We start from the raw sequence: 12,163 nt of genomic DNA, 5'->3' as shown, positions 1-12,163 counted from the left end.
TTAGGCTGGGGAGATCGGGGCGACCCCGAATGGGGTGCGTACCGGGAGATCGGCGCGGCCCCGACCGCCGAATCCAGGAGCGCAGCACACGTGGCCGTCAACCTCGCCACCATCGAGTCCGTCACGAAGGTCTACGGCACCCGGGCCCTTCTGGACGGGGTCAGCCTCGGCGTCAGTGAAGGGGACCGGATCGGCGTCGTCGGCCGCAACGGGGACGGCAAGACCACCCTGATCCGGATGCTCGCCAAGCTGGAGGAGCCGGACGGCGGGCGGATCACCCACGCCGGCGGGGTGGAGATGGCCGTCCTCACCCAGCACGACTCGCTCGACCCGAAGGCCACCATCCGGCACGAGGTGATCGCCGGCCGGGCCGACCACGAGTGGCTCGGCGACGCGCGGATCCGCGACATCATCGAGGGCCTCTTCGGCGGCCTCGACCTGCCCGGCTTCGCCGAGGGCCTGGACACCGTGATCGGCCCGCTCTCCGGTGGCGAGCGCCGCCGGATCGCCCTCGCCAGGCTGCTGCTCGGCTCGCCGGACCTGATCGTCCTGGACGAGCCCACCAACCACCTCGACGTCGAGGGCATCGCCTGGCTCGCCAAGCACCTCCAGAACCGCCGTTCCGCGCTCGTCTGCGTCACCCACGACCGCTGGTTCCTGGACCAGGTCTGCACCCGGATGTGGGACGTCCAGCACGGCGCGGTGCACGAGTACGAGGGCGGCTACTCCGACTACGTCTTCGCCCGCGCCGAGCGCACCCGGATCGAGGCCACCGAGGAGCAGAAGCGCCAGAACCTCGCCCGCAAGGAGCTGGCCTGGCTGCGCCGCGGCGCCCCCGCCCGGACCTCCAAGCCGCGCTACCGGATCGAGGCCGCCAACGCCCTGATCGCCGACGTGCCGGACCCGCGGGACAAGAGCGAGCTGATGAAGTTCGCCAACGCGCGGCTCGGCCGCACCGTCTTCGAGCTGGAGGGCGTGACCGTCACGGCCGGCCCGAAGCTGCTCCTGGAGAACCTGACCTGGCAGCTCGGCCCCGGCGACCGGATCGGCCTGCTCGGCGTCAACGGCGCCGGCAAGACCTCGCTGCTGCGGGCGATGCGCGACGCGTACGCCTCGGAGGGCGACGTGCAGCCCGCCTCCGGTGTGATCAAGGTCGGCAAGACGGTCCGGCTGGCCTACCTCTCGCAGGAGGTCGCCGAGCTGGAGCCGGAGACCCGGGTGCTGCAGGCGGTCGAGCAGGTGCGCTCCCGGGTGGACCTCGGCAAGGGCCGGGAGATGAGCGCCGGTCAGCTCTGCGAGCAGTTCGGCTTCGGCAAGGACAAGCAGTGGACGCCGGTCGGCGACCTCTCCGGCGGCGAGCGGCGGCGGCTGCAGCTGCTCCGGCTGCTGATGGACGAGCCCAACGTGCTGTTCCTCGACGAGCCCACCAACGACCTCGACATCGAGACGCTGAACCAGCTGGAGGACCTGCTCGACGGCTGGCCCGGCTCGATGGTCGTGATCAGCCACGACCGGTTCTTCATCGAGCGCACCACGGACGTGGTGCACGCGCTGCTCGGTGACAAGAAGCTGCGGATGCTGCCCAACGGCGTCGACGAGTACCTGGAGCGGCGCGCCCGGATGGCGGCCGCCGCGGTGCCGGCGGCCGCGGCCGGCGTCGTGGCGGCGGCGTCGGCCGGCCCGTCCGCCGGGGACGTGCGGGCGGCGAAGAAGGAGATGCAGAAGCTGGAGCGGCAGATCGCCAAGCTGGACCAGAAGGAGGCCAAGCTGCACGCCCAACTGGCCGAGCACGCCGCCGACTTCTCCAAGGTCGCGGAGCTGGACACCGAGCTGCGCGGTGTTCGGGAGGAGAAGGAGGAGCTGGAGATGAGCTGGATGGAGCTGGCCGAGCAGGTCTGAGGGCCGGCCTGGCGGGCCGGGCCGGCCCAGCCGGTCGGGGGCGGGTGGCCGGTCGGCCCGGTCAGCCCGGTCGGCCCGGTCAGCCCGGTCGGCCTCGGTCGCCGAGGAGCGTTTCGAGTTCGTCCGCCGCACGGCCCAGCGCGCTGCGCGCCGGGTCGTGCGGCCGGGTCGGACGGGCCGCCGGCCGGGTCGGCGGCCGGTGCGCGCGAGCGGCCGCGGTGAGGTCGTCCAGGGCCCGCCGGACCCGCTCCACCTCGCCCGGGTCGGGGACCCGGCCGCCGTACCGGATCTGTGCCGCGTACGCCGCCACGGCGCCGCTGAGGCGCTCCAGCGCGGCGGTCGCGGGCAGCCACCGTTCGGCGAGCCGGCCGGTGGGCGGCGGCTCGGTGAGACCCTGCTGCACCTCCCGGCGGGCGTCGGCGAGGGCGCGGTAGGCGGTGCGGCGGAGCCAGACCTCGGCGACCGGGGTGGCGGGGGCTTGTGCGGTGGCGGGGGCGTGCGTGGTGGCGGGGGCGTGCGTGGTGGCGAGGGTCTGGGTGGCGGCGGCCGGGATCGGCCGGGTCTCTCCGGTGACCGAGGCGAGGTAGGCGTGGAGCGCGGCCGTCGCGTCGACCAGACGGGGCTCGATCCGGTGGCGCGGGCGTTCCGGCCAGAGCAGGTAGCCGAACAGCAGCACGATCGCACTCGCGAGCGCGGTGTCCAGGACCCGGGGCCAGAACTCGGCCGCGCCGCTCTGCCCGCCGAGCTGGAGCAGGATCAGCGCCATCGGGGTGATGGCGACGGTGTTCAGGCCGTAGTGCGCCGCCGTCGCGTACGGCAGCAGGGCCACGCAGAGCGCGGCGATCACGGTCAGCGCCCACGCGTCGGTGGTGAGCAGGAGCACCCCCGCCGTCACCGCCACCCCCAGTACGGTGCCGACCGAGCGGCTGACCGCGCGCAGGAACACCGAGCCGAGGTCCGGCTTGAGCACGAAGGCGATCGTCATCGGCACCCAGTAGCTCTTGCTGAGCGGCAACGAGGCGGTGGCGGCCGAGCCGACCGCGATGCAGAGCGCCACCCGCAGGCCGTACCGGACCGACTCCCGGGAGAGCAGCCGCACGCGCAGCCGCCACGGGTCCGGGGGCGGCGGTGGCGCCGTCCCCAGGGCGGCCTCGCGCCCGGCGACGGTCTCGGCGGCCGCCCGCAGGGCCGCGTCCAGCGCCTGCCGGGACGGCGTGTCGGGCTGCCAGTCGGGCACCGCCACCTCGCCGCCGCCGCGCTCCACGGCCCGGGCGAGGAGCCCGGGAACGGCGGCGGCCTCCGGCGGGACGGGCCGCCAGGCCCAGAGCAGTCCGCTCGCCGCCTCGGTGGCCGCCAGCGCCGCCTCGTACATCCGGCGGAGCCGGACGGTGCGGGGGGCCTCGGGCACCCCGGGGCGAGGCGGCGGGAGGAGGTCCTGGAGCTGGTTCAGACGGGCCGTCAGGACCTGGCGGGACGCGGCGCCCCGCGGGGTGCCCAGGTCGGCCAGGGTGGCGCCGAGCGCGTCGTACGCGGCGGCGAGCGCCCGGGTCCGCGGGTCGGCGCGCGGGCGGCGGTGGCTGCGGCCCGGCAGGCCGAGCAGGACCACGAAGGCGGCCCCGGCCAGCATCATCGGCGCGGCCGCCCACCACGGCCGGGCGAGCGGCATCCCGCTCCCCAGCGCGGCGGAGACCAGCAGCAGCATCCCCGCCGCGGACCCGCGCGGCCCGGTGGCGCTCAGCGCCCCGGACACGAACGCCGTGGCGGTGAGCGCCGCACCGATGGCCAGGGCGGTCGACAGGAGCCCCCGGGGGTGGAACTCCTGCAGGGCGGTGCCGATCAGCATGCCGAGCGCGGAGGCGGACACCGCCGAGGCGATCCGCGGGGCGCGCAGCCGGGTGGGCTCGACGCGGTCGTTCATGGTGGCGTGCATCGCGCCGAGACCCGCGAAGACGCCGAGGTCCAGGTGGTGGGAGAGCAGCCCGAGCGCGAGCGGCACCGCCATGCCGACCGCCGCGCGCACCGTCGGCGCGAGCGGCAGCGGGGGCCGGGCCGGACGGGCGGCCCGCGCCCACCAGGGGGTGCTCCGCCGTACGGGACCGGACGACCGGGACGGCACGTGATCACATCCATTCCGCTGCGGGCCGCCTCGCACGCGGGTGGGCGGGGCGGAGGGTCGCTGCTGTGCGACATTGCGCGGCAGATGAGGTCGTACCCGGCCGAACCGGACCCGGCCAGTCTAGCGGTCGGCCGGGCGGGGCCGCCGGGGCCTGTACGTGTCAAGTTCGTACCGATCGCACGCCCCTGGGGCACCGGCCCTGCCGACCTGACGGAGCGGGTGGCTACGATGGCTCAGGCGACTGCTGTCCGGACGGCGGGCGGTACGCCGAGTACGACTGTAAGACCGAGAAGTTGACGGTGTGTTGCGGTGCGGCGGCCCACGGGCCGCCCCGCACGCGGGGGAGAGGTGGATTTGCGGTGGCTGACGCACCTGTAGGCGGAGAAGCCGGGACGAACGGCGTGACGGCGCCTCCGGACGACAAGCCGTTCACGCTCGGGACCCATGGCGGCGGCTGGTTCGGCGGCATGTTCGGCGTGGTCGACAACGTCGTCCGGGCCGTGGAGACGAACGTCAGCGCCTCGGCGCTGGTGTCCGCCTTCGGAAGCAAGAACGTCAAGATCGAGCTGGACACGCTGACCGCCTTCGCGAAGAAGATCGAGGCGCTGCTCCAGGCGATGGAGGGCTCGGAGGCCGCGCCCTACAAGCTCCAGGAACAGCGGCTGCACGCGGACAACTTCGGCAAGGGCTTCACGCAGTCCACCGACCTGACGGCCGCGTACGGGAAGACCCACGACGCCCTGGTCAAGCTGCACAAGGACTTCGTCTCCCAGATCGAGGCGATGAAGACGGCGGTCGCGCAGACGGCGGGCAACTACGCCGGCAACGAGGAGAACACCACGGCCGCCCAGCAGGCGGTCGCGAAGAACGCCGGTGTGGTCAACCCGGCGGCGGGGCCGAGCGGGCCGGGCCCGAAGGTGGCCTTCTGATGCCGGTCAGGGGCAGGAGTTTCGGTAGGACGGGGAGTAAGTAATGGCAGGCGGAACAGACTTCGAAGGCAAGAAGCACGAAGAGCTCAAGGCCATGGTCGCCGGCACCGACCCCGGCAAGGTCCTCAGCCGGGGTACCCAGCTGCAGGCGGCCGGCAAGGTCCTGAAGGAGCTCAGCCAGGCACTCAAGGCGCATGTCGACCAGATCTCCTGGGAGGGGCCGGCCGCCGAGAGCTTCAAGACCTGGGCCGGGAACTTCCACAAGTCGGCGGCGCTGATCGGGGACTACTCCACCGGCGCGGGCGATGCCATGCACCAGGCGGGCGAGGCGCTCAGCACGGCCAAGACCGCGGTGCCCGACGTCCCCAAGGCCGAGGTCGAGACGGTCAACAAGCACAACAGCCAGCCGTGCCCCACCATCACCCCGCTGCTGGAGATCAAGTACGGCGGGGTGGGCAGTTCCGCCGACCAGATCATGAAGAAGGTCGACTCCAACTGGGTCACCGCGACCGAGGCCGCGGCGGCGAAGAAGAAGGTCGACCAGGAGCACCAGGAAGCCATCAACCAGATGGTGAAGCTGGGGCAGGCCTACGAGGCGGCGACCACGAAGCTGAACTCGCTGGAGCTGCCACCCCTGCCGGGGACTCCGGGCCAGGGGGGTGACCGGGACAGTTCGTCGGACTATGTGCCCGGTGGTGGTGGCGGCGGAACGGGCTCCAGCCACTACGCCCCCAACCCCAACGGGGGCGGCGGCGGTGGCGGGAGCTACAGCCCGCCGCCCGGGGGCGGAGGCGGCGGCTCGGTGACCCCCCGTCCGCCCGCGCCGGTCCCGACCGGGCCCGGGCACATCGACCCGGTCCCGCCGCGCCCCGGTCCGACGCCGGTGCCGCTGCCGGGTGACCCGGGCATCCCGGGGCCGACGCCCGACCCGTCGTCTCCGGTGATCCACCGACCGGGGACCGGCATCGACAGCGTGCCCACCCTGCCGACCTCTCCCACCGGTCCGGTGGCGCCGACCGGGCCCGGCGGTTTCCCGCCGAACGGCCCGGGAGGTACGCACGGGCTTCCGGTCGGCCCCGGCGGTCAGCCCGGCGGGCCCCTGCCGTTCAACCCCTTCGGCCCCGGTGGCGGCTCGCTCCCCCCGAAGGGGAGCAGCCCGACCATTCCGACCTCGGGCCGGACGAACCCGTTCGGTGGCGGTGGCGGATCGGTCCCCCCGAAGGGAACCCCGTCCGGGCTGCCCGGCGGCGGACAGCCCTTCGGATCGCGTGAGGCCCAGGGCGGCAGCGGTCGGTCCGCGGCCGGCAACGGCATGGGCGGTTCGGGCGGCGGCACGCACCCGGGCATGGGCGGCGGCCACGGTGGCGGAGCCTCCGGTGGCAGCTCGCGCGGTCGGGGCCTGACCTCGACCACTGGTGGCACGGTCGGCGGGACCAAGGGTCCGGCCGCGGGGGGTGCGTTCACTCCCGGTGGCACGGGCCTGCGGAGCCGGGCGGGTGCCACGGGCGGAGCGGGCGCGGAGAACGGGCCGCGCTCGGGCCAGAACGGCATGGCGGGCGGTCCCGGCATGTCGGGTCACGCGGGCAAGAGCGAGCGCGACCGCCGCAAGCGTGCGGACTACCTGCACGAGGACGAGGAGACCTGGACGAACGGTACGCCGCAGAGCAATCCGGGCGTGATTGAGTAGGACTGTGACGACTGCCCGGCCACTGGGCTCCCCCGGTGGCCGGGCAGACCTGTCCGGGGCATGGTCCTCGGTGACGGGGAGACAACGAGGAGTCGTGATGCGGCGAACGGATGTACGGGTCGGTGGGCGAATGTTCGCTGTGGCGCTGCTGGCCTCAGGCGTTGTAGTGGGCCCAGCCGTGGTTCCGGCCGCTGCGGAGGGTTCGATCCGGAACGACCAGTGGCACCTGGATGCCATGCGTGCGCCGGAGATGTGGCAGACCTCGAAGGGGCAGGGCGTCACGGTCGCGGTGATCGAGGGCGGGTTCAAGCTGGATCACCCGGACCTGGTGGGGCAGTTGCTACCGGGTAAGGACTTCAGCGGCCTTCCGGGCGGAGTGGGTGCCTCGGCCACCGGCCACGGCACGCAGATGGCCAGTCTCATCGCGGGATCCGGGAAGGGCATGGGGGGCAACGGGGCCTACGGTCTGGCGCCCGGGGCCAAGATCCTTCCGCTGAAGATCCGGAACGGCAACGAGGGTGCCGTCACCTCGGCGGACTTCCTCGACCAGATCGGTCAGGCCATCACCTTCGCCGTCGAGCAGGGCGCCAAGGTCATCAACATCTCGCAGGGCATGGCCGCCCCCAGTACCTCTCCGGACGACGTGGCCAAACTGAACCGGGTGATCGCCGGTGCGAACGCGAAGGGCTCGCTGGTGGTCGCCAGCGTCGGGAACTCCGCTCAGAGCGGGAACTTGGTCGAGTACCCCGGCGGTCTGCCCGGTGTCGTGGGGGTGGGTGCGGTCGACCGGAACGGTGTGGTGACGTCGGAGTCGGAGCAAGGGCCGCAGGTCGATCTTGTCGCGCCCGGTATGGATATGGTCGACGCCTGCACGGGCCAGACCGGGTACTGCAAGAGCCACGGCACCTCCGACGCGACCGCGCTGGTCTCCGCGTCGGCGGCGCTGGTCTGGGCGGTGCACCCCGACTGGACCGCCAACCAGGTGCTGCGGGTGCTCATCAACACCGCGGGGAAGCCGAGTGACGGCGCCGCCCGGGCCGACAACGTCGGCTACGGCGCGGTCCGGCCCCGGATCGCGCTGACCACGCCGGGGGACCCGGGGCCGGCGGACGTGTCCCCGATCCCCGAGAAGGCCGTCGAGGCCCCCCCGGCTTCGCCGTCGGCCGCCCCGTCGCCCTCGGCGAGCGCGTCCACCGGTGCTTCGGCGGCGGCGAGCGCGCCGCAGACCGCGAACAGTGCCCCCGTGGCGGCCCCGCCGGCCGCGCAGCCGCCCGCCGCCGAGGCGTCCGACTCCGGCAGTGCGCTGCCGATCGTCGTCGCCGTGGTGGTCGGGCTGGTGCTCGTGGCGGGCGTGGTGTTCCTGGTGCTGCGCCGGCGCGGGGCGGCCACCGCCGCGCCGGCCGTCGAGGCGCCGCCCGCTCCGGTGGGGTACCCGCAGGCTCCGCCGCAGGCCGGGCCCGGGGTGCCGCCGGGGCCGCCGTCGTACGGGCCGCCGGCTCCGCCGAGCGACAATCCGTACGCCCGCTAGGGGAGACGGTCCGACTGCCCGGCCGCTGGGGTGAGCCCCGGTGGCCGGGCAGTCGTCGTCGGTGGTGGCCGTGGTGCGGGGCGGGCGTGAGGTGCCGGTTGTGCGCCGTCGTCACCCGGGTGGGCGCTGTCGCGGGGGTGCGGGGGTCGCCAGGGTGGCGGTATGGATACGCAGGAAGCCCGCCGGTCGGCGCAGTTGCGCAGGGCCGCGGCGGCGGCGCTGATCGGTACGGCGATCGAGTTCTACGACTTCTTCATCTACGGGACGGCGGCCGCGCTGGTCTTCGGCGGGGTGTTCTTCCCGGGCCTGGGCACGGTGGGTGCGCTGCTGGCGGCGTTCTCGGTGTACGCGGTGGCGTTCCTGGCCCGGCCGCTGGGGGCGGTGGTGTTCGGGCACTTCGGGGACCGGCTGGGGCGGCGGGCCACCCTGGTGGTGTCGCTGCTGCTGATGGGCCTGTCGACGGCGCTGGTCGGTGTGCTGCCGGGGTACGGGGCGTGGGGGTGGTGGGCGCCGGCCGCGCTGGTGCTGCTGCGGGTCTGCCAGGGCGTCGGGCTCGGCGGGGAGTGGGGCGGGGCCGCGTTGCTGATCGCGGAGAACGCGCCGGCCGGGCGGCGCGGGCGGTACGGGGCGTTCCTGCAACTGGGGCCGACCATCGGCTTCGCGCTGGCCAACGGCATCTTCCTGGTGCTCCAACTGGCGCTGAGCGAGCGGTCGTTCCACGGCTGGGGCTGGCGGGTGCCGTTCCTGGCGTCGCTGGCGCTGGTGGCGATGGGGATGTTCGTGCGGCTGCGGATCGAGGAGACGCCACTGTTCCGGGCCGGTGAGGTGCGGACGCGGCCGCCGGTGCTGGAGGTCCTGCGCGGGCACTGGCGGACGGTGCTGATCGGCTGCGGGGCGATCACCGTCGGGTACGCGCTGTTCTACCTGACCACCACGTACGCCCTGGCGTACGCGACGACCGGGCTCGGGGTGCCCGGCACGGTGGTGCTGTCGATGCTGCTGACGGGCGTCGCGGGTCAGGCCGTGACGGTCTGGGTGAGTGCCCGGCGCAGTGACCGGTGGGGGCGCCGGCGGATGCTGCAGGGGGCGACGGGGCTCGCGGTGTTCTGGTCGCTGCTGCTGTTCCCGCTGCTGGAGACGGTGAGCCGGCCGCTGATGTTCCTGGCCCTGGCCGGGTCGATGGTGGTGCTGGGGTGCCTGCTCGGGCCGCTGGCGGCGTACCTGCCGGAGCTGTTCCCGACCCGGGTGCGGTACACCGGCGCCGCGCTGACGTACAACCTGGGCGGGGTGGTGGGCGGTGCGACGACGCCGCTGATCGCGACCAGGCTGACCGACGTCTACGGGACGGCGGAGCCGGTCGGCTGGTACCTGGCGGCGCTGGGGCTGGTGTCGCTCTGCTGCCTGCGGCTGCTGCCGGAGACCAGCGGGACGGACCTCGCGCCGGCCGGGGCCGACGGCGGACGCCGCCGGGCGCCCGCCCTGGGGGCGGACCCGGCGGCGTAGCGCGCGGTGGTGGTGCCGCGCCTGGTGCCCGGCGGGCGGCTCGGCACCCCGGGTGGGTCACTGTCAGGCGGCGACGGGGGTCAGGGCGGCGCGGCCGGCCAGCAGGATCGCGGTGTGCTTGGCGACGCGGTCACCGAGGTGCTCGGCGGTGGCGATGTCGGCCAGGTGGACGGCGTCGGTGCCGCCGTCGGACGGGGTGGAGGCGGCGGCGCCGGCGAAGAAGCCGAGGCGGTTGAGGTCGTGCTCGGTGCCGGTCGAGGAGTTCCAGCCCGGCTTGAGGCCCAGGTTGACCCAGTTCATGCCGTGCTGGGCGGCGAGGGTCTGGAAGAAGCCGAGGGTGCCGGACTTGTCGCCGCTCTTGGAGGCGGAGTTGGTGAAGCCGGCGGCGACCTTGTCCAGCCAGGCGTCGCCGAACCAGCGCTTGCTGCTGGCCTCGGCGAAGACGTGGAAGGCGCCGGAGGCGGTGCCCATGTAGGTGGGCGAGCCGAAGACGATCGCGTCCGCGGCGTCCAGCCGGGCCCACTGCTCCTCGGTGATGGTGTCGACGGCGACGGTGACGACCTCGGCACCGCTCGCGGCGGCGCCGCGGGCCACGGCCTCGGCGATGACGGCGGTGTGGCCGTAGCCGGAGTGGTAGGCGATGGCGACGGTGGGGCGGATGGCGGTCATGGCTGGGTGCTCCTCGGTGGGACGCGTGAAAGGGAACGGCAGGGGAGGCCGGGGACGGCGGCTCGGCGCCGCCCCGTCCAATGGTCTCTAATGTAGACCAGGTCTCTAGAAGTTACCAAGAATGGATTGGAGACCGAAGGGCTACCCTGGAGGGCATGACGACGCAGGAGCGGTCCCCGGCCGGGCCGGAGCAGGCCCAGGACCTCGATGTCTTCGCCCAGCTCTGTCCGAGCCGCGCCATGCTCGCGGACCTGGCGGACAAGTGGACGATGCTGATCCTGATGAGCCTCGGCGAGTTCGGTCCGCAGCGGTTCTCCGAGCTGCAGCGCGCGGTGGACGGGGTCAGCCGCAAGATGCTCACCCAGTCGTTGCGCACCCTGGAGCGCAACGGCCTGGTGCGGCGCACGGTGTACCCCGAGACGCCGCCGCGGGTGGTCTACGACCTGCTGCCGCTCGGCCGGGAGCTGTCCGCGCTGCTGGCGCCGGTCGGTCGCTGGACGGAGGAGCGGACCGCGGAGATGCTCGCCGCGCGCGAGGTGTTCGACGGGGCTCACGCCGACGCCTGACCGGCTGTACGACGCCGTCGCGGCGCCCTCGGGCGGGGGGTCGGCGAGGGGGTCGGATGTCCTCGATCGGGTGGTCGGAGCCGATTTCCCTTCCGGGCCGTCGGCCGTGTAATGTCTTCCTTGTTCGACCGGTTCGCCCCTATAGCTCAGTCGGTAGAGCGTCTCCATGGTAAGGAGAAGGTCTGCGGTTCGATTCCGCATGGGGGCTCCAAGTGAAAGACCCTCGCCCAACGGCGAGGGTCTTTTTCGTGTCCGCCCGCCGTCGCCGGGCCGGAGGCGGGCTAGCGGGCCGGGTGCCGAATGCGCTGTGATGGTGCGTCATCGGCCGCCCGCCCCACCGGGTGCGGGCGCGGGCCGGACCCCGACGGGGAGGGTGTCATGGGCGTTCGACTCGTGGTGGTCGACGACCACCGGCTGCTGGCCGAGGCGCTGGCCACCGCGCTCCAGCTGCGCGGTCACCGGGTGCTCGCGGTCGGCTCGCCGGCCGGGTCCGCCGCCGACCTGGTGGCCGGGCGCCGGCCCGAGGTGTGCCTGCTCGGGGTGGCCGGTCCGGCCGATCCCGGTGCTTTCGACGGGCTGCGCCGGATCCGCCGGGAGCGGCCCGAGGTGGCCGTCATCGTGCTCGGCCCGGTCGGTGAACTGCGGGGCGTGGCCGGTGCGTTCGCGGCGGGCGCGGCGGGCTACGTGCCCAGCGACGAGCGGATCGAAGTGGTCGAGCGGGCCATCGGGCGGGCCCGGGCCGGGGAGGCGGCGGTCGCGGTGGACGTGCTCCGGGGCGCCTTCGACCAGTTGCTGCGCCCGGCCGCGGAGCCGGACGACGAAGCGCTCCGCCTGCTGCGGCTGCTGACCCGCCGTGAGGTGCAGGTGCTGGCCCGGATCGCGGACGGCGAGGACACCGCGGCGATCGCCGCCGGGATGCGGATCGCGGCGAGCACCGCCCGGACGCACGTCCAGCGGGTGCTGATGAAGCTCGGCGCGCGGACCCGGCTGGAGGCGGCGGCGGTGGCCGCCCGGACGGGACTGCTGGAGCGGATGGCGCGGGACTGAGCGGGCGGTCCGGCCGGCGGTCCGGAGCACTCCCGCGGCCAGGGACAATAGGCCCCAGTCGTACGTACGTCACCGATGGCCGCCCACCGGCGGACCATCGCCCGCTGGAGGTCTCATCATGAGTAAGTACCTGGTCACGGGTGGCGCCGGCTATGTCGGCAGCGTGGTCGCCGCCCACCTGCTGGAGGCGGGACACCAGGTGACCGTCCTGGACGACCT

General features: G+C 74.0%; 10 protein-coding genes and 1 tRNA gene. 9 read left to right on the top strand and 2 right to left on the bottom strand.

What is annotated here, in order from left to right; translation table 11 throughout:
• Window positions 1-90: 90 nt before the first annotated feature.
• Window positions 91-1,899 (top strand): ABC-F family ATP-binding cassette domain-containing protein, encoded by a 1,809-nt coding sequence (locus ABZ497_RS06055; RefSeq protein WP_359803698.1) that lies wholly within the window; start codon window positions 91-93, stop codon window positions 1,897-1,899.
• Window positions 1,900-1,978: 79 nt separating this feature from the next.
• Here ABZ497_RS06055 and ABZ497_RS06050 read toward each other — a convergent pair whose 3' ends face one another.
• Window positions 1,979-4,015: an FUSC family protein gene (locus tag ABZ497_RS06050; protein ID WP_359803696.1), complete on the bottom strand. Its 2,037-nt coding sequence runs from the start codon at window positions 4,013-4,015 to the stop codon at window positions 1,979-1,981.
• 401 nt (window positions 4,016-4,416) lie between these two features.
• Here ABZ497_RS06050 and ABZ497_RS06045 point away from each other — a divergent pair, with 401 nt between their 5' ends.
• The 4 genes from ABZ497_RS06045 to ABZ497_RS06030 all read left to right on the top strand — a co-directional run bounded on the left by ABZ497_RS06045 (window position 4,417) and on the right by ABZ497_RS06030 (window position 9,662).
• On the top strand, window positions 4,417-4,944 hold the full coding sequence (locus ABZ497_RS06045; protein WP_359803695.1) for a hypothetical protein: 528 nt from the start codon (window positions 4,417-4,419) through the stop codon (window positions 4,942-4,944).
• A 43-nt stretch (window positions 4,945-4,987) separates the two neighbouring features.
• Window positions 4,988-6,631 carry a WXG100 family type VII secretion target gene (locus ABZ497_RS06040; protein WP_359803694.1) on the top strand — a complete coding sequence of 548 codons (1,644 nt, stop codon included), beginning with the start codon at window positions 4,988-4,990 and terminating at the stop codon, window positions 6,629-6,631.
• 235 nt (window positions 6,632-6,866) lie between these two features.
• On the top strand, window positions 6,867-8,159 hold the full coding sequence (locus ABZ497_RS06035) for a S8 family serine peptidase (RefSeq protein ID WP_359803693.1): 1,293 nt from the start codon (window positions 6,867-6,869) through the stop codon (window positions 8,157-8,159).
• Between the two features lie 162 nt (window positions 8,160-8,321).
• Window positions 8,322-9,662 (top strand): MFS transporter, encoded by a 1,341-nt coding sequence (locus tag ABZ497_RS06030; protein ID WP_359803691.1) that lies wholly within the window; start codon window positions 8,322-8,324, stop codon window positions 9,660-9,662.
• 63 nt (window positions 9,663-9,725) lie between these two features.
• Here the strand turns inward: ABZ497_RS06030 and ABZ497_RS06025 are convergent, their stop codons facing one another.
• The gene (locus ABZ497_RS06025; protein ID WP_329489306.1) at window positions 9,726-10,331 is read right to left on the bottom strand and encodes a flavodoxin family protein; all 606 of its coding nucleotides are present in this window, start codon (window positions 10,329-10,331) and stop codon (window positions 9,726-9,728) included.
• A 155-nt stretch (window positions 10,332-10,486) separates the two neighbouring features.
• On the opposite strand from ABZ497_RS06025, the gene ABZ497_RS06020 reads away from it, so the two are divergent.
• From ABZ497_RS06020 to ABZ497_RS06005, 4 genes are all read left to right on the top strand, one after another.
• Window positions 10,487-10,897 carry a helix-turn-helix domain-containing protein gene (locus tag ABZ497_RS06020; protein ID WP_359803689.1) on the top strand — a complete coding sequence of 137 codons (411 nt, stop codon included), beginning with the start codon at window positions 10,487-10,489 and terminating at the stop codon, window positions 10,895-10,897.
• A gap of 135 nt (window positions 10,898-11,032) precedes the next feature.
• A tRNA-Thr gene (locus tag ABZ497_RS06015) sits at window positions 11,033-11,108 on the top strand.
• A 167-nt stretch (window positions 11,109-11,275) separates the two neighbouring features.
• Window positions 11,276-11,944 carry a LuxR C-terminal-related transcriptional regulator gene (locus ABZ497_RS06010; protein WP_329489308.1) on the top strand — a complete coding sequence of 223 codons (669 nt, stop codon included), beginning with the start codon at window positions 11,276-11,278 and terminating at the stop codon, window positions 11,942-11,944.
• A 118-nt stretch (window positions 11,945-12,062) separates the two neighbouring features.
• The coding region (locus ABZ497_RS06005; RefSeq protein ID WP_285736291.1) for an NAD-dependent epimerase/dehydratase family protein at window positions 12,063-12,163 on the top strand (101 nt) is incomplete at its 3' end.

This window comes from Kitasatospora sp. NPDC005751 (genome assembly GCF_040630835.1).
Taxonomy (GTDB): Bacteria; Actinomycetota; Actinomycetes; order Streptomycetales; family Streptomycetaceae; genus Kitasatospora.
This window is presented reverse-complemented; position numbering and strand designations above follow the sequence as displayed.

Coding starts and splice junctions, on each gene's coding strand:
- ABZ497_RS06020 (WP_359803689.1), top strand. CDS start 10,487: ATGACGACGCAGGAGCGGTCCCCGGCCGGGCCGGAGCAGGCCCAGGAC.
- ABZ497_RS06025 (WP_329489306.1), bottom strand. CDS start 10,331: ATGACCGCCATCCGCCCCACCGTCGCCATCGCCTACCACTCCGGCTAC.
- ABZ497_RS06030 (WP_359803691.1), top strand. CDS start 8,322: ATGGATACGCAGGAAGCCCGCCGGTCGGCGCAGTTGCGCAGGGCCGCG.
- ABZ497_RS06040 (WP_359803694.1), top strand. CDS start 4,988: ATGGCAGGCGGAACAGACTTCGAAGGCAAGAAGCACGAAGAGCTCAAG.
- ABZ497_RS06010 (WP_329489308.1), top strand. CDS start 11,276: ATGGGCGTTCGACTCGTGGTGGTCGACGACCACCGGCTGCTGGCCGAG.
- ABZ497_RS06035 (WP_359803693.1), top strand. CDS start 6,867: ATGCGTGCGCCGGAGATGTGGCAGACCTCGAAGGGGCAGGGCGTCACG.